Source organism: Streptomyces sp. NPDC006393, from assembly GCF_040628575.1.
In the GTDB taxonomy this organism is placed as follows: domain Bacteria; phylum Actinomycetota; class Actinomycetes; order Streptomycetales; family Streptomycetaceae; genus Streptomyces.
This window is the reverse complement of sequence record NZ_JBEXZD010000054.1, coordinates 1-23462: the sequence shown is the minus strand read 5'-3', so window position 1 is coordinate 23462 and position 23462 is coordinate 1. Positions and strand designations below refer to the sequence as shown.

23 protein-coding genes are annotated in these 23462 nt (G+C 73.7%); 7 read left to right on the top strand and 16 right to left on the bottom strand.

Annotation, left to right across the window (positions count from 1 at the left end; genetic code table 11):
- Window positions 1-74 precede the first annotated feature (74 nt).
- The 4 genes from ABZ484_RS22215 (at window position 75) to ABZ484_RS22200 (ending at window position 3620) form a co-directional block, all read left to right on the top strand.
- On the top strand, window positions 75-764 hold the full coding sequence (locus ABZ484_RS22215; protein WP_358867638.1) for a DUF4097 family beta strand repeat-containing protein: 690 nt from the start codon (window positions 75-77) through the stop codon (window positions 762-764).
- Window positions 765-794: 30 nt separating this feature from the next.
- Complete coding sequence (locus ABZ484_RS22210; RefSeq protein ID WP_358867637.1) at window positions 795-1760, top strand: ATP-binding cassette domain-containing protein; 966 nt, start codon at window positions 795-797, stop codon at window positions 1758-1760.
- A complete protein-coding gene (locus ABZ484_RS22205; RefSeq protein WP_358867636.1) occupies window positions 1757-2572 on the top strand; it encodes an ABC transporter permease in 816 nt (271 codons plus the stop codon). The genes ABZ484_RS22210 and ABZ484_RS22205 overlap by 4 nt, the downstream gene beginning before the upstream one ends.
- A 430-nt stretch (window positions 2573-3002) precedes the next feature.
- Window positions 3003-3620, top strand: a complete 618-nt coding sequence (locus tag ABZ484_RS22200; protein ID WP_358867635.1) for an LmbU family transcriptional regulator — start codon at window positions 3003-3005, stop codon at window positions 3618-3620.
- Window positions 3621-3648: 28 nt separating this feature from the next.
- Here ABZ484_RS22200 and ABZ484_RS22195 read toward each other — a convergent pair whose 3' ends face one another.
- Window positions 3649-4293, bottom strand: coding sequence for an FMN-binding negative transcriptional regulator (locus tag ABZ484_RS22195; RefSeq protein ID WP_358867634.1), 645 nt, complete (start codon window positions 4291-4293; stop codon window positions 3649-3651).
- A 552-nt stretch (window positions 4294-4845) separates the two neighbouring features.
- On the opposite strand from ABZ484_RS22195, the gene ABZ484_RS22190 reads away from it, so the two are divergent.
- From ABZ484_RS22190 to ABZ484_RS22180, 3 genes are all read left to right on the top strand, one after another.
- On the top strand, window positions 4846-6198 hold the full coding sequence (locus tag ABZ484_RS22190; RefSeq protein WP_358867633.1) for a lysine N(6)-hydroxylase/L-ornithine N(5)-oxygenase family protein: 1353 nt from the start codon (window positions 4846-4848) through the stop codon (window positions 6196-6198).
- A gap of 394 nt (window positions 6199-6592) precedes the next feature.
- On the top strand, window positions 6593-7504 hold the full coding sequence (argB, locus tag ABZ484_RS22185) for an acetylglutamate kinase (RefSeq protein ID WP_358867632.1): 912 nt from the start codon (window positions 6593-6595) through the stop codon (window positions 7502-7504).
- Window positions 7501-8136 carry a hypothetical protein gene (locus ABZ484_RS22180; RefSeq protein ID WP_358867631.1) on the top strand — a complete coding sequence of 212 codons (636 nt, stop codon included), beginning with the start codon at window positions 7501-7503 and terminating at the stop codon, window positions 8134-8136. The genes argB and ABZ484_RS22180 overlap by 4 nt, the downstream gene beginning before the upstream one ends.
- A gap of 30 nt (window positions 8137-8166) precedes the next feature.
- On the opposite strand, the gene ABZ484_RS22175 is transcribed toward ABZ484_RS22180, so the two are convergent.
- From ABZ484_RS22175 to ABZ484_RS22105, 15 genes are all read right to left on the bottom strand, one after another.
- The gene (locus tag ABZ484_RS22175) at window positions 8167-9117 is read right to left on the bottom strand and encodes an AfsR/SARP family transcriptional regulator (protein ID WP_358867630.1); all 951 of its coding nucleotides are present in this window, start codon (window positions 9115-9117) and stop codon (window positions 8167-8169) included.
- A complete protein-coding gene (locus ABZ484_RS22170) occupies window positions 9114-9869 on the bottom strand; it encodes an alpha/beta fold hydrolase (RefSeq protein ID WP_358867629.1) in 756 nt (251 codons plus the stop codon). The genes ABZ484_RS22175 and ABZ484_RS22170 overlap by 4 nt, the downstream gene beginning before the upstream one ends.
- Window positions 9870-10074: 205 nt before the next feature.
- Complete coding sequence (locus ABZ484_RS22165; protein ID WP_358867628.1) at window positions 10075-10536, bottom strand: nuclear transport factor 2 family protein; 462 nt, start codon at window positions 10534-10536, stop codon at window positions 10075-10077.
- 178 nt (window positions 10537-10714) lie between these two features.
- On the bottom strand, window positions 10715-11965 hold the full coding sequence (locus tag ABZ484_RS22160) for an MFS transporter (RefSeq protein WP_358867627.1): 1251 nt from the start codon (window positions 11963-11965) through the stop codon (window positions 10715-10717).
- Between the two features lie 110 nt (window positions 11966-12075).
- Entirely contained in the window at window positions 12076-13398 is a 1323-nt protein-coding gene (locus tag ABZ484_RS22155; RefSeq protein ID WP_358867626.1) for an insulinase family protein, read from the bottom strand.
- Window positions 13395-14705 carry an insulinase family protein gene (locus ABZ484_RS22150; RefSeq protein WP_358867625.1) on the bottom strand — a complete coding sequence of 437 codons (1311 nt, stop codon included), beginning with the start codon at window positions 14703-14705 and terminating at the stop codon, window positions 13395-13397. Before ABZ484_RS22150 ends, ABZ484_RS22155 begins: the two co-directional genes overlap by 4 nt.
- The gene (locus tag ABZ484_RS22145; RefSeq protein ID WP_358867624.1) at window positions 14702-15244 is read right to left on the bottom strand and encodes a GNAT family protein; all 543 of its coding nucleotides are present in this window, start codon (window positions 15242-15244) and stop codon (window positions 14702-14704) included. Before ABZ484_RS22145 ends, ABZ484_RS22150 begins: the two co-directional genes overlap by 4 nt.
- Window positions 15241-16161: an AAC(3) family N-acetyltransferase gene (locus ABZ484_RS22140; RefSeq protein ID WP_358867623.1), complete on the bottom strand. Its 921-nt coding sequence runs from the start codon at window positions 16159-16161 to the stop codon at window positions 15241-15243. Before ABZ484_RS22140 ends, ABZ484_RS22145 begins: the two co-directional genes overlap by 4 nt.
- Window positions 16158-18104, bottom strand: coding sequence for a prolyl oligopeptidase family serine peptidase (locus ABZ484_RS22135; protein WP_358867622.1), 1947 nt, complete (start codon window positions 18102-18104; stop codon window positions 16158-16160). Before ABZ484_RS22135 ends, ABZ484_RS22140 begins: the two co-directional genes overlap by 4 nt.
- On the bottom strand, window positions 18101-19378 hold the full coding sequence (locus ABZ484_RS22130; protein WP_358867621.1) for a TfuA-like protein: 1278 nt from the start codon (window positions 19376-19378) through the stop codon (window positions 18101-18103). Before ABZ484_RS22130 ends, ABZ484_RS22135 begins: the two co-directional genes overlap by 4 nt.
- Window positions 19375-20568: a YcaO-like family protein gene (locus ABZ484_RS22125; protein ID WP_358867620.1), complete on the bottom strand. Its 1194-nt coding sequence runs from the start codon at window positions 20566-20568 to the stop codon at window positions 19375-19377. Before ABZ484_RS22125 ends, ABZ484_RS22130 begins: the two co-directional genes overlap by 4 nt.
- Window positions 20565-21503, bottom strand: a complete 939-nt coding sequence (locus ABZ484_RS22120; protein ID WP_358867619.1) for a cupin domain-containing protein — start codon at window positions 21501-21503, stop codon at window positions 20565-20567. The genes ABZ484_RS22125 and ABZ484_RS22120 overlap by 4 nt, the downstream gene beginning before the upstream one ends.
- The gene (locus tag ABZ484_RS22115) at window positions 21503-22369 is read right to left on the bottom strand and encodes a cupin domain-containing protein (RefSeq protein ID WP_358867618.1); all 867 of its coding nucleotides are present in this window, start codon (window positions 22367-22369) and stop codon (window positions 21503-21505) included. The genes ABZ484_RS22120 and ABZ484_RS22115 overlap by 1 nt, the downstream gene beginning before the upstream one ends.
- A gap of 73 nt (window positions 22370-22442) precedes the next feature.
- A complete protein-coding gene (locus ABZ484_RS22110; protein ID WP_358867617.1) occupies window positions 22443-22619 on the bottom strand; it encodes a hypothetical protein in 177 nt (58 codons plus the stop codon).
- 150 nt (window positions 22620-22769) lie between these two features.
- The coding region (locus tag ABZ484_RS22105) for a thiamine pyrophosphate-dependent enzyme (protein ID WP_358867616.1) at window positions 22770-23462 on the bottom strand (693 nt) is incomplete at its 5' end.

The following is a 23462-nucleotide window of genomic DNA, read 5'->3' as shown; positions in this document are numbered from 1 at the left end:
AAGCTTGTTGCCATAACCTTGAACGCAACGTAGCGTTTTCTACATAAGAAACGAAGAAGCCGAAGGAGCGCACGATGCGGAAGACCGAGCCCACGACGCAGAAGTTCGACACCCCCGCCCCCATCTCCGCCGTCCTGGACATCCCCGCGGGACGCATCCAGCTCATCGCCGCCGATCGCGCCGACACCGTGGTCGAGGTCCTGCCCGCCAACGCCGCCAGGAGCCGCGACGTCAAGGCGGCCGAGGAGATCGAGGTCGTCTTCAGCGACGGCATCCTGCGGATCGCGGCCCGGGAGGCGACCAACCGGATCCTCGGCCACTCCGGCTCCGTCGAGGTCACCGTCCAGCTGCCCGCCGACTCCCGCGTCGAGGCGAAGTCCGCCGGCGCCGAGTTCCGCGGCGTCGGACGGATCGGCGACGTCACCTTCACCGGCGGCTACCGCACGGTCAAGCTCGACGAGGCCGCCAGCGCCCGCCTCACCGCCCACGACGGCAACGTCTCGGTGGGCCGCCTGAACGGTCCCGCGGAGATCAGCACCCAGAGGGGCGACATCCAGATCACCGAGGCCGTGCGCGGCACGGTGACGGTCCGCACCGATCAGGGCGACATCACGGTCGGCACCGCCCGCGGCGTCTCCGCCTCCCTGGACGCGGGCACCGGCCACGGCCGGATCCGCAACGCACTCAGGAACACCGGCGGCACCCCCGACCTGACCATCCAGGCCACCACCGCCTACGGCGACATCACCGCCCGCAGTCTCTGACCACCCGCAGTCCTCGAAGGAGCACCCCTCATGAGCACTTTGGCCATCGCGGCGAACGGGCTGCGCAAGTCGTACGGCGACAAGGTCGTGCTCGACGGCGTCGACCTGGCCGTCCCGGAAGGGACGATCTTCTCCCTGCTCGGTCCGAACGGTGCCGGCAAGACCACCGCCGTCAAGATCCTGTCCACCCTCATCACCGCCGACGCCGGCGACCTGCGCGTCGGCGGCCACGACCTCGCCACCGACGCGCAGGCGGTGCGTGCCGCGATCGGTGTCACCGGGCAGTTCTCCGCCGTCGACGGACTGATCACGGGTGAGGAGAACATGCTCCTGATGGCGGACCTGCACCACCTGTCCCGGTCCGAGGGGCGGCGGGTCACCGCCGAACTCCTGGAGCGCTTCGACCTGGTGGAGGCGGCGAAGAAGCCCGCCTCGACCTACTCCGGCGGCATGAAGCGCCGCCTGGACATCGCCATGACCCTGGTGGGCAGCCCGCGGATCATCTTCCTGGACGAGCCGACCACCGGCCTGGACCCGCGCTCGCGCCACACCATGTGGGGCATCATCCGCGAGCTCGTCACCGGCGGGGTCACGGTCTTCCTGACCACCCAGTACCTGGACGAGGCCGACGAACTCGCCGACCGCATCGCCGTCCTCCACGACGGCCGGATCGCCGCCGAGGGCACCGCGGAGGAGCTGAAGCGGCTGATCCCGGGAGGACACGTCAGGCTCCGCTTCACCGACCCCGCCGCCTACCGCGCCGCCGCCTCCGTCCTGCACGAGGCCGCCCGGGACGACGAGGCGCTGGCACTGCGGATCCCCAGCGACGGCACCCAGCGCGAGCTGCGCTCCATCCTCGACTGGCTGGACTCGGCCGGCGTCGAGGCGGACGAACTGACCGTGCACACCCCCGACCTCGACGACGTCTTCTTCGCCCTGACCGACAGCGGCACCGTGCCCACCCAGCCGAACCAGCCCGAGGAGGCTGCCCGATGAGCACCCCCATGGCTCCCGCCCGCCCGACCCGGCTCTCCCTCGCCGTGCGCGACTCGTCCACGATGCTGCGCCGCAACCTGCTCCACGCCCGGCGCTACCCCTCCCTCACCCTGAACCTGCTGCTCACGCCGGTCATGCTGCTCCTGCTGTTCGTCTACATCTTCGGCGACGCGATGAGCGCGGGCCTCGGCGGCGGTGCCGACCGCTCCGACTACATCGCCTACCTCGTGCCGGGCCTGCTGCTGATGACCGTCGGCTCCACCACGATCGGCACCGCGGTGTCCGTCTCCAACGACATGACCGAGGGCATCATCGCCCGCTTCCGCACCATGGCCATCCATCGCGGCTCCGTGCTCATCGGACATGTCATCGGCAGCGTCCTGCAGTCGGTCATGAGCGTGGTCCTCGTCGGCGCCGTCGGCGTCGCCATCGGCTTCCGGTCCACCGACGCCACCGTCCTGGAGTGGCTCGCGGCCTTCGGACTGGTCGCGCTGTTCTCGCTGGCGCTCACCTGGATCGCGGTCGGGATGGGCCTGGTCAGCCCGAACGCCGAGGCCGCCAGCAACAACGCGATGCCGCTGATCTTCCTCCCGCTCATCTCCAGCACCTTCGTGCCCCTGCACAGCATGCCGGGCTGGTTCCAGCCGATCGCCGAGTACCAGCCGTTCACGCCCGCCATCGAGACCCTGCGCGGACTCCTCCTGGGCACCGAGATCGGCCACAACGGGTGGCTCGCCATCGCCTGGTGCGTGGGCCTGGCGGTGCTCGGCTACTTCTGGTCGGCCTCGAAGTTCAACAGCGACCCGAAGTAAGCGCCGTGACGGTGCCGGCGGCCTCCCGCCGACTCGTCCCCGCTCCCCCGAGGGCGGCGTACTCCGACACCGGTCGGTGTACGCCGCCTCGTTCCTGTGCGACAGGCCGATCCCGCGTTCCCGTCGACGGGACAACTCCCCGGCGGAAAGCCGCCGATGACGCCACCCGGCCGTCGGCGCCATGCCACGCAGAAGTTCGCCGCGCAACCGTTCGAGTGCCGCTCCGGTGCCGCCCCAGCCCGTCCTGCGAGGCTTCTCCCCGGTTATGCACCCTTCTCTTGGAGGCATGATGGCGCATCAGGCCGATCAGACCGCGGGGTCGCGTGGCGGCACGGCAACCACTGCCCCGCAACGCCCGCCACGGCAGCCCCGCGCCACGACGGCCGCGCCGCGCCGGGCCCAGGTGCTGACGACCAAGGTGGGCCTCCAGATGCCGGCCAAGATGGCCTACGACGAGTGGGAGCGGGCCGGGCGCCAGCTCGCCGACGTCCTCGACTCCTCCTCCTGGTGGCTGGGCGACTGGCTGGTGTACGGCAAGGACCACTACACCGACCGGTACCAGCGCGGGATACGCGCCGCCGGCCTGTCGTACCAGACCCTGCGCAACTACGCCTGGGTCTCACGGCGCTTCGACCTCACCCGGCGCCGGCCCGCCCTGAGCTTCCAGCACCACGCCGAGCTGGCCTCCATGCCGGCCGCGGACCAGGAACTCTGGCTCGACCGCGCCGAGCAGCGGCAGTGGACCACCAAGCAGCTGCGCAGCGCCATCCGCGCCGCGCGCCGGGGCGAGCAGCAGCAGGACACCGCCATCGAGCCGAGCCGGCGCCTGGAGGTCCCCGGCAGCCGTCTTCAGCGGTGGCACAAGGCCGCCGAGCGGCTGGGCGTCGACTTCGAGCAGTGGGTGCTGACCACGCTGGACAGCGCCGCCGCGAGCGCCCTGGACGTCCTCGGCACGCCGGAGGAGCGCCCCGAGATCTCCGAGCTCAAGGGCGTCACGGGCATGAAGGGCCTCGCCGAGCGGCCCCGGCCGGTGGCCATCAGCGCCTGAGTCCCCGGGCGCCGAGGCGTCCGGCACGTCACGGCAGCCGGTTCATCAGTCCGGCGACCTCGCGCCGGTAGGCGCACCCGCTGTTCCCGAACGACTCCCGCACCCGCTCGCGCACCTCGCCCGGCTGCTCCTGGCTCAGCTTGAACATGCCGTCGGCCCCGGTCACCGTGAAGCGGAAGGCCCCCACGCCGGGCACGATCTCGCGGAAGTAGCCGAGCGACTCGGTCATGTCCCAGCCGTTGCCGAACGCCCCCTCGAAGGCGCGCACGGTGGACCGCACCACGCCCAGCGTCTCCTCGACGGAGTCGATCTTCTCCACCACGCCCCGGACGTGCACCGCGGTGAAGTTCCAGGTGGGTGCGGCCGGAGTCTTCTCGTACACGGTGGGCGACACATAGGAGTGCGGGCCGGTGAACGTCAGCAGCAGGACGCTGCCCGACTCCAGCGCCGCCCAGTGCGGGTTGGCCCGGTTCATGTGCCCGAGCAGTGTGGCCCCCGGCAGCTCCCCGCTGAGGTCGCCGGACGTGTCCGGGTCGAAGATGACCGGCAGATGAGTGGCGAAGGGACCCTGCTCGGGGCTGCCGTTCGTCACCGCGAGAGCCAATGGGTTACCCCGGATCAGATCCACCATCCATGAACTGTCCGGTTCTCGATAAAAGCTGGGCACGAACATTCGGATTCACCCTTCCGGAAATTGGCTCAGGGCATGACTCCGGCTCACCGAGGCCGCGCCATACGGTAGTTCCAAGAATCCGCGCCGACCGTACCTCCGTCCCGTCGGCAGGACAAGGCTTTTCATATTTCGAGCACCGGCATGAAGGCCGAAAACGTCCTTCATGCCGTCTCCCGTTTTCGCCGAGAAATTCTCCCCGAAAACAGCGCATTCACCGACGCCGGCACCGGCTCCCCGGCGACGGGCACCGCCGTCCGGCGCCGCACCGCGGCCGTCCCCCCTCGGCCCCCGAAACGGCCCTGGACGAGGGGCCCCAGGCAAGGAATCCCCGTCGTCGGGCGTCGGATCCACCTCTCTCACCAGCGACTCCGCCACCGCTCCAGCGTCCCGAGACGAGTTCTCAGGATCGACTTGCCAACATCGTGGCAAGAATTTGCCAAGCCGGAAGGCGCCGTCGTCCCCACGCCCGCTCCAGGGGGTGGGGCACGGCGGGAGGCACAGCGGTCCCTCCGGCCGCCGGTCGAGTTTCCAGACGCAATCGGGAGCAATTTCATGGACACAGCGGGCAGGAGCAGCCACGAGATCTACGACCTGGTCGGCATCGGGTTCGGCCCGTCCAACCTGTCGCTCGCGATCGCCCTGGAGGAACACGGGGCGAGCACCGAGCAGCATCCGGTCAGGTCCCACTTCTTCGAGCGGCAGCCCACGTTCGGCTGGCACCGGAACATGCTGCTGCCGTCGACGACCATGCAGATCTCGTTCCTCAAGGACCTGGCGACCTTCAGGAACCCGACGTCCCGGTTCGGCTTCCTCTCGTATCTGCACGCCTCGAACCGGCTGGTGCAGTTCGTGAACAACCAGGACTTCTTCCCGACCCGGCAGGAGTTCCACCAGTACCTCGAGTGGGCGGCGGCCGGCCTGCGCGACCGGGTCACCTACGGCGCCGAGGTCACCTCGATCCGTCCCGTCGTCGAGGCCGGGTCCCCGGCGTCCGACCTGCTGGAGATCGAGGCGCGCGGCAGCGACGGCACCACCAGCGTGGTCCTGGCACGCAACGTGGCCATCTCGACGGGCCTGGTCCCGCGGCTGCCGGAGGGCGTGACGTCCGACGAACGGGTGTGGCACAGCTCCGAGTTCCTGAGCAGGTTCCACGCACAGCCCCCGGACGAGCTCAGGAGCGTGGCGGTGGTCGGCGCGGGCCAGAGCGCGGCCGAGATCACCCGGTTCCTCCATGACTCGCTGCCGCACGCCCAGGTCTCCGCGATCGTCCCGTCCTACGGCTACTCGATCGCCGACGACACCCCCTTCGCCAACCAGGTGTTCGACCCCGGGGCGGTCGACGAGTACTACTTCGGCACAGAGCGGGCACGGGACGCGTTCTGGCGCTACCACCGCAACACCAACTACTCGGTGGTCGACGCCGACGTCATCCGGGACCTGTACAGGCGCTCGTACGACGAGCAGGTCCGCGGCAGCCGGCGGCTGCACTTCCGCAACCTCACCCGGGTCGCCGAGGTCAGACGCGCCGGGAGCGGGACCCAGGTGGTCCTGCGCTCGCTGCGCGACGACCGGACGGAGGAACTCTCCGTCGACGCGCTGGTGTTCGCCACCGGCTACGACGGCCTGGACCCGGCCCGCCTGCTCGGCGACTTCGACCAGCACTTCCTGCGCGACGCGACGGGCAGGCACCGGGTGGAACGCGACTACCGCCTCGTCCCCGCATCGGGACTGACCTGCGGCGTCTACCTCCAGGGCGGCACCGAGCACAGTCACGGGCTGTCGTCGTCCCTGCTGTCGAACATCGCCGTGCGCAGCGGCGAGATCGCCGATTCGATCGTGCTGCGGCGCGCCGAGCGCGAACTGGAACGCACCTGCCCGGTGGAGGAAGCGGCCTCGGCCGCCTGAGTGCGTTCCGCCGGAATCCACTCGTGTTCAAGCCGTCCGCGATTGACATGCGAGCGCCGAGTCAGTCATTCCACTGTCCTGTTGACAGAACGCGACTCGACAGCGGGAGACTGAACAGAAGAAGCAGCCGCAATTCCAAGCGATTCGACGGGAAACGATGTTCCGTCGGTCCGCGTTCGCGGGCGATGATTGCGGCCGACCGACTGCTCGGGCCGACAGGTGTTCACCTTCCCAGAAGCCCTCAGCACAGCCAAGTTTTCTCGTGCCGTACTCAAGCGCATGCCCATTGGTCATCGGGGCCCGGCCCGTGGCCGGGGTCCCGCACAGAAGGAGTCGTGCCTATGAGCGCCAACTGCCCGGCCGGCGGCCTCGTCACCCGGCATGCGAGGTACTCATGACCGTCAGCGCGCACCCGGCCCTGGCCAAGGCCCGGTCCGTCGGCGACGCCGTGCCGTGGCTGGCCCGCCACCAGGGCCGGACGGTCGTCATCAAGCTGGGCGGACACGCCATGGTCGACGAGGACCTCACGGCGGCCTTCGCCCGCGACGTCGTCTTCCTGCGCTGTGCCGGGCTGCGGCCCGTGGTGGTGCACGGAGGAGGCCCCCAGATCGACGCCGAACTCGCCCGGCGCGGCCTGAAGCGTGAGTTCAAGGCCGGGCTGAGAGTCACCTCGCCGCCCGCCATGGACGTGGTGCGCATGGTCCTCGCCGGCCAGGTGCAGCGCGAGCTGGTCGGGCTGATCAACCGCTACAGCCCGCTCGCCGTCGGCATGACCGGCGAGGACGCGGACACCCTCACCGCGGTGCGGCACGTGCCGTGGATCGACGGGGAACCGGTGGACGTCGGCAGGGTCGGCGACATCACCGGCGTGGACACCGGCGCCGTGGACAGCCTGCTGGCGGGCGGCCGGATCCCGGTCGTCTCGCCGCTCGCGCGGAGCGCCGAGGACGGTCTGGTCTACAACGTCAACGCCGACACCGTGGCGGCGGCGCTCGCGACCGCGCTGCGCGCCGAGGCGCTCGTCATGCTGACGGACGTCGCCGGGCTGTACGCGGGCTGGCCGCACAGCGACGAGGTCATCCCGCGGCTCACGGCCGGGGAGCTGGAGAAACTCCTGCCGGAGCTGAGCGACGGCATGGTGCCCAAGATGACCGGCTGCCTGCACGCCGTGCGGGGCGGTGTGGGCGCGGTCCGGGTGATCGACGGACGGATCCCGCACTCGCTCCTCCTCGAGATGTTCACCGACGACGGCGCCGGCACGGTGATCGTGCCGGACCCGGACGAGGAGGAGGAGATCCTGCCGTGAAGGAGAAGAGGCCACAGCGACAGCAACGGCAAGCCATCGGCCCGGTACGGCCCCACGGGCCGCAGCCGTCGGCCCTCGTTCACGAGCTGCTCGTCGCGGCCGGGACGGACGCGGACGAGGCCCGCGGACTCGCCCGCCGTCTCGCCGCCTCCCTGCCGCCCGAGGCCAGGCTCGTACTCCTGGGCGCCCTCGCCGAGGCCGGCGCGTGGCACGACGACGACCGTACGGTGCCCCCGGCCCTGTCCGGCCTGACCCTGCTGCCGCCGTACGAGGAGCACCAGCCGGACGGACCGGCCGACGCCCCCGGATGCGGTGACCCCGCGTCCGGCGACCCCGATCTCCGGCAGGCGGCCCACACCGATCCGCCCGACGGCCTCATCCGTCTGCGGTTCGCCGACGAGATCGCACTGGAGCGGGCCGGTGCCGCCTTCGGCGCCGCATCGGGCCCGGGCTTCGGCGACGCGTGGAGCGACCCCGCGGCGCTCACCCTCCAGATTCCCGGTGACGCCGGCGTCGAGACCCTGCGGGCGGTGCTCGCGGTCCTCGACGCGGCGGCCGTCACGGCCGAGTCGCTCACCGTGCACACACACGAACTCGACGACGTCTTCGCCGCGTTCACCGCCCTGCCCTGAGCCCCGGGCCGCGGCGGGCACCGTCCCCGGTCAGCCGGCCCACCCGGCCGTGGCGCCACCGGCCCGGTGCTCCTCCTGGATCCTGCGGAGCAGGTCCTTGTGGTCCCTGACCAGTTGCTCGATCCGGGCCTGGAGACGCGCCGCCTCCGCCACCAGGTCCGGATGGCGGGGACGCGATGCCGTCAGCCCCGGACAGTGGTGGAGGATCGCCTCCAGGCGGGCCCGCAGCACCGGGCCCGGTTCGATGCCGAGCGCGGCGACCAGCTGGCGGCGCGCGCGTTCGTAGACGCCGAGGGCCTCCGCCTGCCGGCCGCTCCGGTACAGGGCGACCATCAGCAGGTCGTGGAAGCGCTCGCGCAGCGGATGCTCGGCGGTGAGCCGCTCCAGGTCGCAGATGATCTCGGCGTGCCTGCCGCAGTTCAGGCTTGCCTCGTACAGGGCTTCCAGGGTGGTGAGGCGCTGCTCCTCCAGGCGTTCGGCCTCGGCCGTGCACAGGGGGCCGTGGCGGCTGTCCTGCAAGGCCGGGCCCTGCCACAACGCCAGGGCGTGGCCCAGGAGCCGCGTCGCGTGACAGGGGTCCTCGGGGACCGCCGCCCGGCCCTGCGCGGACAGGCGGGTGAAGCGGTCCACGTCGGTCGAGGCGCGGCCGAGCCTCAGCAGGTACCCGGTGGGCAGGGTGCTGATCCACTCGTGGCCCGGGGCGGGCAGCAGCCGGCGCAGCCGGGCGACGTGGGCGTGGAGGGCGTTCACCGCGTGGGAAGGGGGCCGGTCGCCCCACAGCTCTTCCACCAGGCGGTCCACGGACAGCCGCTCGCCCGCGTGGATGACCAGGGCGGCGAGCAGGGCCCGCTGCTTTGGGCCGGAGGGCACGATGCCCGTCCCGGTCGTCCCGTCGTACACGACCACCGGTCCCAGCAGCCGGAACTCGGTCGCCCCGCCGCGCACCGGGGCCGGAGCGGGCAGGTCGAGGACGGCGGTCATCGGGCCACCGTGGACGGCGCCCGGGCCAGCAGCAGGGCGCGGCGCACGTCGTCCTGGATCCGCCGGGCGACCTCCGCGAGCCGGTCCTGGAAGTAGAAGTGGCCGCCGTCGAACAGGTGCCGGCCCAGGAAGTGCTCGGAGGCGGCCGCCCAGCCGTCCAGGCGGTGCGGTGGCGCCACCTGGTCCCGGGTGCCGCCGAACACCGAGAGGGGGACCGGCAGCGGCGCGGTGAGGGGCCTGGTGCGCCAGGTCTCGCTCATGCGCAGATCGGCGCGGATGGTCGGCGCGAACAGCTCCCACAGCTCCTCGTGGTCCAGGACCGAGGAGGGCGTACCGCCCATCGCCGCCAGCTCCTGGCGCAGTTCCGCGTCGGACAGCAGGTGCCGGCGCACGGCGTCCCCGTCGGGGTGCAGCGTGCCGCGCGCGGACACGCCGATCCACACCGGCGGCGTGCGGCCCGCGTCGAGGAGGCGGCGGGTCAGTTCGTAGGCCACGAGCCCGCCCATGCTGTGCCCGAAGAACGCGTAGCGGCCCGTCAGCCGGCTGTCCAGCTCGTGCAGGAAGTGGTCGAGCAGGGCGCCCACGTGGGTCAGCGCGGGGCGCCTGTCGCGCGGGCCGCGGCCCGGGGCGTCGGGGATCTGCACGTCCCAGCCGGCCGGGAAGCAGGACGGCCAGTCGCGGTAGGCCAGATGCGAACCACCGGAGTGGTGGAACACGATCAGGCGCAGCGTGGACTCTTCCGCCTTCGGCATGGCGACTCCATCGAGGGACACTGCGGCGGCCGGTCCGATGACCGGCCCGAACCGGGGTGCGGACTTTGGACGATAGCCGCGTCCCGGCCGCCGAAGCCGCCCGCACCGGCGGGCCTCGAGCGGTCCTCCAGCCGTGCTCCACCGCATCACGACGGCCGGTCGCCTGCGCCGCCGGCACCACCGTCCGCTCCGGACCGCGCGGTGCTCAGGCCAGGTCGTCGCGGGTCACCCGGCGGTGCGCGATGCGCCACCCGCCGCCGGTGCGGACCAGGACGTCCTCCATGACGCACACGTACAGGACCCTGGAGCCGCCTCCGCTCGGCGTGGCGTACACCAGGGCGGAGCAGCGGGTGTGCAGCGACCCGTCCGCCTGGGGCTGTACGTCGAGCATGCCGACCCAGTGGTCGAGGCGGCCGCCGGCCCGCCGCTGCCGGGCCGCGCCGGCGCGCACGTAACGGGCGAGCCCGGCGCGGGCGCCCACCGGGCGGGGCAGGAAAGGCAGTTCGAGGACGGCGTCCTCGGTGAAGGTGCCCGCCCAGCGCTCGATGTCGTGCGCGTCCAGGATCTGCACCTGGTGCGCGTAGAACTGCTGAGCCTGCGCGTACAGGGCAGCGAACGGCCGCCCCCGGAGCGTGCGTTCGGCGGTGCCCACCAGCTCGACGGTCATGATCTCAGCCTCCGCCTCCGTCCGTCTCCTCACGGTGGTGAGGGACGCCGGGCGGACCCCGGGCACTTCGAGGAGTCCGGACTCGGTGCGGACAGTGTCCGGCGCTCGGCTCGAGCCTCTTTCGAATATCCCTCGGCCCTCCCGACGACGGTGGATGCCCCGGGGCCACGACGGCCGGTCAGGCGGCCGTCCGGGGCCGGGGTGCGGGCTCGGGGCGCTCCGCCGGCAGGTTGCGGCGGGCCCGGGCGACCGACGGGCCGATCGCCGCCGTGCCGGTCAGGAAGAGCGCGGCCAGGGCCAGCCAGCCCACGGAGTCATGGCCGACGACCAGGAAGGAGACCAGGGCGGGGCCGAGGGTGGCCTGGACGACCACGTGCAGGTGGAAGGCGCCGAGGTACTCGCCGCGTGCCTGCTCGGGGGCCAGGCCGAAGCCGAGGCCGAAGCCGCTGGCCGACTGCCACAGTTCGGCGAGGGTGAACAGCAGGACCGCGGCGAGCGCGATCGCACCGGTGCCCCAGGATCCGGTGAGGCCTCCCGCCGCCAGGGCGGCGCAGGCCAGCATGCTCACCAGTCCCGCCCTGCGGGCCGCGCCGACGGCGCCGTCCAGGTTCTCCGAGCCGCGGGCCGCCGCCACCTGGAAGAGGACCACCAGGACCGTGTTGACCGCGAGGATCAACGGGACGATGCCGTGCGGCAGATGGGTGTTCCTGACGATCCACAGCGGTATCCCGGCGAGGAGGACCGCGCTGTGCAGGGCGAGCAGGCTGGAGGCGCCGATGACCCCGAGGAAGGGCAGGTCGCGCAGGACACGGAAGGGTCTGGCGCCGTCGGCGGCGGCCCGTACGTCGGTCGCGGGCAGCTTCAGCACCAGCGCGGCCGCCACCAGGAAGGTCAGGCCGTTGCCGAGCGGGAGCAGCCGGAGGGCGTCCTCGCCGAGGGAGATCAGGGCCGCCGCCGCCAGCGCGCCGACCGAGAAGCCGGCGTTGAACAGGGAGCGCAGCGCGGCCCGCGCGGTGACGCGTTCGCCGTCCGGGACGAGTTCGGCGATCAGGGCGCCGAAGGCGGGTCCGCAGCCGTATTCCAGGGCGCCGGTCACGACGACCACCGGGAAGTAGGCGGCGGGTGAGTGGACGGCCGGGTAGAGGGCGTAGGCACCGGCCAGGAGGAACAGCAGGACGGCGAGCAGCCGCCGGGCGCCCGTCCTGTCGGCCAGCCGGCCGAAGACGAGACTGGCGGCGAAGCCGCTGAGGCCGGCGAGGGAGAGGCCGAGGCCCACGACGGTGGCGGGCAGGCCGGCCACGGTGACGAAGTAGACCGCGGAGCCGGCCATGAACAGGCCGTTGCCGACGCTGTCGACGCAGTGCAGCGCACCGAGCGTCCTGGCCGGTCCGCGCAGTGACGAGAACGTGCGCTGAATGAACGTTTTCACAACGGTGGGTCCCCTCGTCGTCGGTCCGGGTCGGTGCGGGGCCGTCCCGGCCGGCCCGTCCCGGCCGGCCCGGCCCGACCGGCCGGCTGTCGGCTCGTCGCTCGGTACGCTCAGGTGCCGCCGGCCGCCGGCGACGGCAGGCCGGGGCTCCAGGCGGGGGCGACCACCACTCCGGTCAGGCCGGGCGGGGCCAGGTGGGCCGCGGCGGCGCGGGCCACGTCGGCCGCGGTCAGGGCGCGCAGCCGCTCCTCGTAGCCGGCCGGCCAGCTCGCCGGCAGGCCGCTCGCCAGCACCGCGGCGTACGTCGAGGCCAGCCCGGACCGGGAGGAGCAGGCCATCGCCATGGAACCGACGGCGTAGTTCTGGGCGTTGCGCAGTTCCCCCGCGGTGAAGGCGCCGGCCGCCAGACGCTCCGCCTCCTGGGCGATCAGGGTGAGGGCGCGGGCCGCGCCGTCGTGCCGTACGTCGGCCTCCACGGTCAGCACGGCGTCATGGCCCAGCGGGTCCAGGACGGCGCGCGGCGCGTAGGCAAGGCCCTCACGTTCGCGCAGGACGCGGGTGAGGCGGCTGGCGTAGTAGCCGCCGAGCATGAGCACGGCCAGCTGGAGCGCCGGGTAGTCGTCGTGGCCCCGGCCGGGTACCAGGCCGCCCAGCCGGAGCAGCGTCTGCGGGGTGGCCGGGTGGAGCACCGTGGTGCGGGGGCGCGGGGCGGGTGCGGGTGCCGGGGGTGGTGGTGCGTCGCCCGAGGGCAGCCCGGTCGCCTCCGACGGCACACCGCTCGCCGCGGGCAGCAGTCCGGCCGCCTGGGCCAGGAGCTCGTCGACCGGGTTCGGGCCGACGGTGACGCTACGGCGACGGGCGGGTCCCGCGCTGTGCAGCAGAGCCGCGGTGTCCGGGCCGTCGACGCCGGCGGTCTGGGCGGCGGTCGCCGCCCGGCCGTAGGGGTGAGGGCCGTAGACGGCGGCGAGGAAGCCGGTGCGGGCGAGGAGCGCGGGCGCCGGTTCGGCGGCGGCCAGCCGTCGGGCGACCCGCTCGGCGGCCTCGCGCACCCGGCGGGCCTCGTGCGGCCGGCCGGCGTCGAGGCAGTCGCGGATCCGGGCGCAGGTGGCGGCGAAGTCGCCGGCGAAGGTGCGTACGGCGATGACGGCCCGGTCGCTGCGCGCCTCCACCCGTACGGTCGCGAGGTCCGCGGCGGCCTCGGTGAGGGCGTCGCGCAGTGCCTCGGCGGTCACCTCGACCCGGGCCTGGTGCGGGCCGGGCGCCGGCGCCAGCGGGAACAGCAGCCTGGCCTCGGTCAGTTCACCGGTCCCGGGCCGCCGCACGGCGACGGCCGTACCGCGACCGCTGACGTGTTCGCGATGCGGGGGGGCGGTGAAGCCGGGGGCGGCAGCGGGTGGCGCCGGCGCGGGCAGGGGTGCGGCGGGGGCGGTCATGATGCGGCTCCTCTCCGGGCGGGGCCGGCCGCGGTCGCGGAGGACGTCGTCGGGGCCGGAAGGCTGGTGAGGCGGGCGGCGGGGGCCGCCGCGTAGCGGGCCGCGGCGGCGGCGACCTCGGTGTCGGCGAGCCGGTGCAGGGCGCCCGGCAGGGTGGCCAGGTGGAGCGGGTCGCCGTGGACGGCGGCTCCGACGCACAGCCAGGACGCCTGGCTCGCCACGGAGTCCAGCTCGGCGTGGAGCGCCAGGGCGAGCTGTCTGCGGATACGGGCCAGGGGCTCGGTGAGCCCCACGGTGCCGTCGGCGACGGTGCGAAGGACGGAGCGCAGGCAGTGTTCGGCCTCGTCGGGCTCGGTGTCCACGGGGTGGGGGAAGTCCACGGCGAACAGCGCGTCGTGGGCGACGTCGAAGGGGTTGCCGGTGCGGTGGGCGCGGGCCCGGAACGCGCCCCAGGTGCGCCGGGTGCCCGGGTGGCAGGCGCAGTCGGTGCCCAGTGTCTCCAGCAGTTCGCCGAGCAGCACGGTGGCGAGGTGGGCGCCGGGTTCGGTGGCCGGGTCCGGGGTGCGGAAGCCGAGCGCGGTGCGCGCGGTGCGGGCGATCCGCTCGGGGCGCACGGCCCGGCGGTGGTCGGTGAGCGGGGCCTCCCGGACGTGGGGGCGGGGCCGGCCGGCGCGCGGGGGCACCGGGGACAGGTGCTGCTCCACCAGGTCGCGGGCCTGGTCGGGGTCGAGGTCGCCGACGAGCGCGAGGTGCACGTTGCCGGGTGCGTAGGACTCCTCGAAGAAGCGCCGCAGCGCGGCGGGGCCGAGGTCTTCCAGGGCCTCGATGTCGCCGTATCCGTTGTGCCGGTTCTCCCAGGTGTCGTGCAGCAGGCCGGGCAGGTCGAACAGGACCAGCCCGCCGTGCGGGCGTTGCAGCATGTTGCGGCGTATCTCGGCCTGGACGACGGCGATCTGCGCCGCGACGTGGCCGGCGCCGAGGTCGGGGTCGGTGAGCCGGTCGTGTTCGATGCGCAGTCCCAGCTCCAGCGCGCCCGCCGGGAGGATGGCGGTGTACTGGGTGTAGTCGGCCGCGGTGCGTGCGTTGGTGGTGCCGCCGGTGGCGGCCACGGCGTCGGTGAGCGGCCTGCTGCTGGAGGCGCCCTGGGCCAGGACGTGCTCCAGCAGGTGGGCGGCGCCCGCGACCGGCTCGTTGCGGAATCCGGTGCCGACGTGGACGCAGGTGGCGACGACCTGGCAGCCCGGCAGCGGTTGCACCAGGACGCGCAGGCCGTTGTCGAGGCACAGGGCGGTCGGCTGCGGGGTCATCGGGGCTCCTCGTTCCACAGGGGTGTGTCGGCGCGCAGCACCGAGTACAGGACCTGGTCGTGCCAGCGGCCGGCCCGCCACTGGGCGGAGCGCAGGGTGCCCTCGCGGGTGAAACCGGCCTTCTCCAGGGCCCGCTGCTCGGCGAGGTTGGCGTGGTCGGTGAAGGCCTGGACACGTTCGGCCCGGGTATGGGCGAAGAGGTAGCGCACCAGGTGGCGCTGGGCGGCGGTGCCGGTGCCGCGGCCGCGGGCGGCGGGGAACAGCCCGACCGCCATGGTCCAGCAGGAGGAGGTGCCGGGGCGTCCCCAGGCGGAGGCGAACCACTCGACGCGGCCCACGGCGGCACCCGCCGCGGTGACGGTGAGCATGCCGCCGTCGGGGCCCAGCAGCCCGTCCTCCGCGTGGCGGGCGCGCAGCCGGTGGGTGGGGGTGAACCCGAACCACTGGAAGGGGCCCGTGCCGTCCTCGGTGGCGAACTCCCGCTCGAAGAGGTCGAGGTCACCGGGGGTGACGGGGCGCAGGGACACCTCGCTGGTCATGTGCTCACTTCCTGGGCGGCCGGATCGGAAAGCGCCGCGCCGAGTCGTCCGGCGGGCAGCGGGGACCCAGCATCCACCACCTCGCGCCAGCCGGGCGGGGGCACTCCCCGGCGCAGGTCGCGGTGGTCGGCCAGCCAGCGGCAGGCGAAGCGGACCAGCGCGCGCAGCGGTACGGCCCGGCAGAGCGCGCCGCCGACGCGCGCGCCGGCCAGCGGGGCGCCCGCGGCCTCGTAGGCGGCGCCGAGGGCGTCGAAGTCGCCCTCCCACACGAGGAGTTCGGGCACCTCCAGCCAGCGGGTGCGGCCGTGCCCGTCCGGTTCGGGCACCGCCCACAGTCCGGCGCGCCGGCCCGGGTAGGCGGTGGCGTACTCGGCGAGGTGCAGGGCGGTGCACTTCCCCCAGGGGGCGCCGAGCAGCAGCACGGTGGCGTCGAGGTCCCACAGCCGGCCGAGCGGTCCGTGGGCGGAGAGCCGCCAGGGTGCGGGGTGGTCGCGCACGATGCGCTCGGCCAGGGGGCCCTGGGCGGCGAAGGAGACGTGCGGATGGCCGGAGCGGAGGGTGCCGGGCTGGGTTCTGAGCAGTTCGGGCAGCACGCCCATGGTGCGGGCGACGGGGGTGCGCCGCGGGTCGAAGGGGGGCATCTGGGCCGCGGTGTCCGGGTCGGCGGCGGCGCGGGCGAGGTCGGGCGCGCGCCAGGTGCGCGGATGGCACAGCTGGGGGGTGAAGGCGGGCATGACGAGCGTGCCCCGGGGGCCGACGGCGTCGCGCAGGCCGAGCAGGACACCGTGGGCGCCGCCGACGACGTAGCCGAAGGAGCTGAGCGACGTGTGGACGATGACGGTGGCGCCGGGGCGGACGCCGAGGCCGGTGAGGCCGTGGGCGACGGCGGACCTGGTGACCACGTGCCGGTCCGTCATGGTGCCACCGCCTGCGGGACGGTGTCGCCGGCCGCCGGGGCGAGCTCGTCGGCGACGGCCGACAGGACCCAGTGGTACCAGGCGCGGATGTTCCCCGGCCGGCTGAGGGGGTGTGCCTCGGAGCGGAAGAACGCCACCTCGCTGCGGACGCCCTGGCGGGCGAGCGCGCGATGGGTGCGCAGGGTCTCCGTGGGCGGTACGAGGCCGTCGTGCAGCCCGTGCGAGAGCAGCACCCGGGTGCCGGGCCGTACGGTGCGCGGGAAGAGGCTGTTGAGCTGGTAGAGCGGGCGCCACTCGGTGGGGTCCCCGAACTCGCGGATCCACTGCCAGCCCACGTCGCTGCCCTCGGCGACCTGGGTGAGGTCCAGGGGGGCGGCGTGCGCGACGACCAGGTCGGGGTTGAGGGACTCGGCCGTGGTCAGGGCGAGGTAGCCGCCGAAGCTGCCGCCCATCAGGGCGAGGGGGGAGTCCAGCAGGCCCTGGGCGGCGCGGACCGCCTCGACCTGGGCGGCGGCGCTGGCGGCGGTGCCGCCCCGCCACTGGCGCCAGCCGGTGCGGACGGCGTCCGGGTAGCCGAGGCTCATCGGCGGTTCGACCAGGATGACGGCGAGGCCGCAGGCGACGAACGGCCACGGGTTCCACCGCCAGGACCATTCGCTCCAGCTCTTGAACGGGCCGCCGTGGTAGAGGACGACGGTGCCCCGGGCCGGGCCGTGTTCGGGCAGGCACACCCAGCTGGCGACCTCGCCGTCCGTGCCGGGGATCCGCTGCGGCCGGTACTGGAGCCGGCCCGGCAGCGGCGGCGCCTCGGCGGACACCACGTGCTCGGCGGTGCCGGTGTGCAGCCCGGTCACCTCCAGAACGGGCGGCGTGTCGGGGGCAGAGGTCAGGACCGCGGCCCGGCCCGCGTGGATACGGGCGTTCATCACCGACGCCCGCAGCGGCACCGGCCGCCAGGAGGCGTCGTCCAGGTCGTGGACGTACAGGCCGCGGCGCGGCCCGGACTCGGCGGTGCACACCAGCCGGCGCGGCCCGTCCCAGCCCACCGGGCGCTGCCACAGGCCGTCCTCGGCGGCCAGCAGGACGGGCGGGCGCAGTTCCTCGCCGACCAGGCAGGCGTACTGGCCGATGGGCTCGTTGTCCCGGCGGAGTGTGGTGCCGAGGTAGGCGACCCGGCCGTCGGGGCCCTGCACGGGGTAGCACAGGTCGACGACGTCGGAGAACAGCTCCCGGGTCGCGCCGTCGCCGTCGGCGGCGAGGGACAGCAGCCCGAAGTTGCGCACTCCGTGGCGGTGGTGGCGGAAGACCCCGAGGAGCAGTGCGGCCCGGCTGGTCCAGGCCGCCTCGCCGGTGAGGACGAGGTCCGCGGGGACGTCGGGGGCGAGCCGGCGCGGGGCGGTGCCGTCCAGCGGCACCAGGTGGACCTGCCACGCGCCCTGCGGCTGCTTGGCGTGGCTGAGGGTCATGTCGGAGCCCTCGGCCCACACCGCGTCGGAGCCCGCCAGCAGGCCGTCGGGGTGCTCTCCCGGGCCGCCGAAGGTACTGGTGGTCACCGCGATCCAGCCGCCGCCCGGCCGGGGGGCGAGGGCGCCGACCCGTCCCTGGGTGGTCAGCAGGACCTGTTCGGGGCCGCCGTCGGCGGGGCGCAGTCCCACCAGAGTGCGGCCCTCGGCGCGGCGCACGCACACGTATCCACCCGGCACCGGCAGTGCCTGGGTGCCCCAGGGCACCGTCCAGGTGGGTTCCCAGGTGCCGTCGGGGCTGCGCCGGTAGTGGACCAGGTGCGGGTGTTCGGCGCCGTGCCGGGTGGGGACGTCGACGCGCAGCAGCAGTCCGTCGTCGCCGTGGGCGGCCACCTCGGTGGGGCGCGGTTCGGCGCACAGCGCCTCGGCCAGGGGCATGCTCCGGGTGAGCGGGCCGGCGGCCGGCGCGGTCGGGTTCATCGGGCCGCCGCCGGCGCGTGCAGGAGCCGCGCGATCAGGGCGAGGTCGAAGGCGCCGGCCAGCCGGGCGGCCTCGGCGGTGTCACGGAAGCCGCGCTCCAGGGCGCACAGCCGGTACTCGTGGTCCGATCGGGCCTGCCACAGCTGCCGCAGCAGGGCGTGCCGGGCCGCCGTCGTGGCACTCGGCGCGGAGGGCGGCAGCAGCAGCGTCAGGCACCGTTTCTCCAGTTCGTCCAGGGTGGTGCCGGTGACCGCTTCGGCGGGCAGCTCCTGGTAGACGAGCCGGCCCGGGGGGAGGCGGAAGGTACGGGCGAGCAGCCGTTCGTCGGCGCTCCATCCGGCGGTGGCCTCGGTGGCCCGGGCCAGCTGGGCGTCGGGGCGGGGAGCCGGGGCGAACCCGGCCGCGCCGAGGATCTGGCCGGCGGAGCCGGTGCGGCCGGTGGTGGCGGCGGCCAGGCGCAGGGTGTAGGCGCGGTGCCGTTCGGGGAAGTCCGCGGCGAACAGCTGAAGGCAGGCCAGGGCGAGCCGGGCGCTGACGGCGGAACCCGGCTTGAGCGGCCGGTGCTCGAAGTCCCATTCCCTGCCGTAGGAGCTGGGCCAGGCGGCGGCGGTGCCGGGGCCGGAGGGCGGCGGCGGAACGGGACGGGAGGCCAGGGTGTCCAGGGCGTGGCGGGCGTCGCGGGCCTTGATGTCTCCGTGCCGGTCCAGGTGGTCCAGGAGCAGTTGCATGGCGTCGCGGTCGGGGCCGGCGGCACGCCGCAGGCCCGCTACGGAGCGTTCGGTGAAGTGCAGCCGGGCGGCGGCCCGTTCGAGGCGGGCCGCCTGGCCCGTGTCCAGCCGCCGTGCCCGGAGCAGTTCGGCCAGTGCGTGCCGGACGGACACCATCGCCTCGGTCAGCCGGCGGGCACCGGCGCTGTCGTCGGCGTGCAGGACGGCGACGTCGGCGTCGGCGACCAGCCGGCCGGCGCGGGCCTCGGCGTACACATGGCCGAGTCCCTGCATGCCGAAGCCGGCGAGTTCGGCGGCGCGCAGGGCGCCCAGGCTGGCGGTGCCGGCGACGTGCACGCCGCGGGCGAGCTGGGCGAGGATCTCCTTGTGCCGGACGGGCGCGAAGTGCTGGTAGACGCCGTCCACGATCAGGACCTGGTCACCCGGGCGCAGGCACAGGTCGAAGAGGTCGCCGTGCCGGACGGGCGGCCGGTACTCGAAGGGGCCCGCCGGCCGCAGCGGTTCCGGCAGGGTCGGGCCGACGAAGGCGATGCGGCGGGGGGTCACGCGAAGCTCCTGCTGGCGAGGGACTGCGGGCGGGGATGCTGGAGCGCGAGCCCGAGCCCCGGCGCGAAGACCTGGACGACGGCGGGCCACGGCTGTGCGCCGGGGGTGAGGTCGACGGCGATCACGGGCCGGCCGGTGGTGCGGTGCACGGCGGTGACGAGGCCGTCCAGCACCTCGCCGAGGGACACGGCCGGCCGCAGGGCGCGGGGCAGCGGCTCGGTGCGCCGCGGCGTGGGCCGGGGCCGGTCCGCGGGGGCTCCCAGACGGCGGAAGGTCCACTCGGGGATGTCGTCGCGTCCGCCGCTGATGGTGGAGCCCCGGCTCTGCACGGCTTCCAGCAGGGCCCGTTCGACGGCGATCGCGGGGTCGGTGTGGCAGCCGGACCCGGCGAAGATCTGCCACATCTCGGGTTGGGTGAGCCAGCAGGTGTACGCCCAGGTGCCCGGCACGGACGGGATGCGTTCCAGGGCGACGTCGGCGCCGGCGGCGCGGATCCGGGCGACCACCGCGCCGAGCCTGTCCCCCACGGTGTCCAGGTCGGTGGCCACCGCGTCGCCCTCGCGCAGCCGGGCCAGGGCGTCCCGCTCGACGGCCTCCAGCAGCCCGTGCAGCGCGGCCTCGACGTGGTCGTTGCCGGAGGCCAGGCCGTTGGTGGTGGTGACGAAGGTGGCCGGCTGCCAGCGGTCGGCGGCCCAGCCGCGCAGTCCGACCGCGGCCGCCGGGACGAGGGCGGGCACGCCGCCGGCCAGGTCCCAGCCGCCGGTCCAGTCGAGGACGGTGCGGTCGTCGACCAGCGAGACGGGGTGCAGGGACAGCTCGTCGACCTGATAGCCCGGGGCCAGCGCGCGGGCGGTGCCGCGGGCGGTGACGGCGGGCCGGGCCTGCTCGGCGACGGCGACCTCGACGGACTCCATGACGGCCGAGATTCGGGCGGCGGTGTGCGAGATGCCCTTGCCCGCGCTGGCGACCAGGGTGGCGGCGGCCGGCCGGATGGCCGTCCACACCGGAACGTCGAGGATGTCGAGGCCGGTGAGGTCGGCGACCCGGGTGATGCCGCGGTCGGGAAGCTGCGGGGCGAGCCGGGCCCAGGTGTCCTCCAGGCCGGTGGTGCGCAGCGTTCCCTCGGTGACGGCTGCGGGGCCCCCGCCGCTCATCCAGGGGGCGCGGCGGGAAACCCGCAGCCCCGTCACCGGTGCTCCCTGCGGAGGGTGACGGCTGCCCGGGTCACGGCGCTCTCGTCGGCGCCGGCGAGATGGGCGAGCAGGGCCTCGCGCAGCAGTTCGATGCGCTGGTCCAGGGAGTGCCGGTGGTGGCTGTCGTGCAGGGCCCGGAAGGCGGGGTCGCCGAGGAAGCCGGCGAGGAACACCTCGGCGAGGTTCTCCGCGGTGGGCTCCTCGATGGTGATGGCGATGTGGATGGAGTTGCCCTCGCGGGCGGTGGCGTAGTGCGGGGTGCTGTGCGGCATGTACAGCACGTCGCCGGGGCGCAGGGTCAGCTCGACGCGGCGCTCCTCGGGGATCTCGCCCTGGTGCAGGGTGGAGTCGCCGGTGGAGGTCTCGTCGATGCGGCCCACCACCCAGTCCTTGACGCCGGCGACCTGGAGGATGAAGACGTGCGCGCCGTCGTAGTGGGCCTGCATCGCGGTCTTGCCGGGCGGGCTGAGGAAGACGAACGACTCCAGCCCGCCGCTGAAGTGCGGCTCCAGGCCCTTGACCAGGGTGCGGATGCGCGGATGCCAGTGCTCGGCCTGGTTGAACTTGAAGGTGGCGCCGGCCGCGAAGTCCTCGCGGATCCGCTCGGGCCGGATGTAGCCGGGCAGTTCGTGGCCGACGACCCGGCGTTTGCGGGTCATGTCGCTGATGGCGGTGCGCACGCCCTCGTTGAAGACGGTGAAGTACGGCCGGGACAGCAGGCCGCACTCGACCTCGTCCCACATCTCCTGCTCGGTGATGAGCCGGGTGAGGTCGCTGTGCGCGCGCAGCAGGACGGGCTGGTTGGCCCAGTGGTCGCGGAAGAAGGCCTCGGTGTCGCCGACCAGGTGCTCCAGCCGGGTGGGCACCCCGTCGTGCCCGTCGTGCCCCGCCGCCGGGACGGTCTCGCGGATCTCGGTGGTCGTGGTGGTCATCAGCCGATCGCCTCCCGCATCGTCTCGAGGGCCGTGCGCGCCCAGTGGGCGCCGTCCAGGGTCCGCGCCCGCTCGGTCAGGGCCGAGCGGACCTCGCTGGTGCGCACCGTGAGCGGGCGGGTGTGGAAGTGGTGCACGAGGTTGTGCTCGTCGTCCAGGAACCGCCGCAGGAGCGCGTCGATCAGGTCCTCCGGGGTCGGTTCGGTGAGCGTGAACGTCAGGTGGAGGGAGTCCCCGTCGCGGGCGACCGCGTCGTGCGGCCAGCCGTGCGGCAGGTACAGCACGTCGCCCGGTTCGAGGGTGAAGACATGGGTGGGGCGGTCGGCGTCGACGTCCAGGCCCGCCGAGGCGCCGATCTGGTCGGGCTCGGCGTACAGGTGCCACTCCTTGCGGCCTTCGAGCTGGATGGCGAGCACATGGGCGGCGTCCCGGTGGGGCAGCATGCCGCGTGACTCCTCGGGCGTCCAGAAGACGTAGGAGTTGGCCGCCACGGGCAGGATGTCCTGGAGCTGCCGCGCGATGTCGCGGGTGGGCCGGTGCCAGTCCCCCACCTGGTTGAGCTTGAGCGAGGCCCCGCCCGCCATGTGGCGGCCCACGGCCTGGGGGTCGGCGAATCCGGCGACCTTGTGCCCGATCACGTCCCGCTGCGTCGTGTACGAGGACACGGTGGGCACCTCACCGTGCTTGAGCAGGGTGAAGTAGGGCCACTTGAGGAGACTGCTGTCGAGCAGCCGCCGTATGTCGTCCGACGTGAGCAGCCCGGAGGGGTCGACGGCCTGCTTCTCGACGCGGTGCGAGACGCCCCACGCGGCGTCCCCGAGGAGCCTGTCGGTCAGGGCGGCAGGCAGTGGGGTGGCTGCGGTCATGCGGGTGCCAACCTTTCCAGTCCGTGGCGCCCGGGAGCACGACCGGCTCCCGGGCGGCCGTCTGCTGATGCCGTCAGGCCTCGTTGATCTGGCTGAGGACCGTCATGGGGGCGTCCGCGGCCTCCTCGTTGTTGTTGAGGACGGCGGCCTTCTCCGGGTCGACGAGGCCCTCGCCCGCGAGGCGGGACTCGGCCGGCGAGGCAACAGCGTCGGTCTCGTTCAGGGACTGGAAAACGTCGCGCAGAGCCATGCGAAACCTCCTTTGGGACCACTGCCATTCAGTGGCCGTTCCTGGAGGAAACACGAGTGGCCTCGGGAAACGCCCGAGCGGTCCTCGCAGCGGGCTCGAACGCGGCCGTCTCCGCTGGTGCACGGGGTGAACGGCCGCCGGGGTCCGGACTCAGCCGACGACGGTCCAGGTGTCGCCGCCGGCCAGGAGGGCGGCCAGGTCGCCCTTGCCGCGCTGTTCGATCGCGGTGTCGAGCTGGTCGGTCATCAGGGTGTCGTAGACCGGCCGGTCCACGGACCGGAACACCCCGATCGGTGTGTGGTGGAGGGTGTCGGGGTCGGCGAGGCGGGAGAGGGCGAACGCAGTGGTGGGGGAGGCGGAGTGGGCGTCGTGGACGAGGATGTCGGCCTCGTTCTCGGGTGTCACGGTGACCACGTTCAGGTCGCCGGTGGCCGCGTCCCGCATCACGCCCCGGGAGCCGTCGGTGCCGAAGCGGATCGGCTGCCCGTGTTCCAGGCGGATGAGGGCCTCCTCGGCCTGCTGCCGGTCCTTGAGGGCGTCGAAGGCGCCGTCGTTGAAGATGTTGCAGTTCTGGTAGATCTCGATCAGGGCCGTGCCGGGGTGGGCGGCCGCCTGGCGCAGTACCTCGGTCAGGTGTTTGCGGTCGGAGTCGATCGTGCGGGCGACGAAGGAGGCCTCGGCGCCGATGGCCAGTGACACCGGGTTGAAGGGGGCGTCCAGGGAGCCCATCGGCGTCGATTTGGTGATCTTGCCGAGTTCGGAGGTGGGGGAGTACTGGCCCTTGGTGAGGCCGTAGATCCGGTTGTTGAACAGGAGGATCTTGAGGTTGACGTTGCGGCGCAG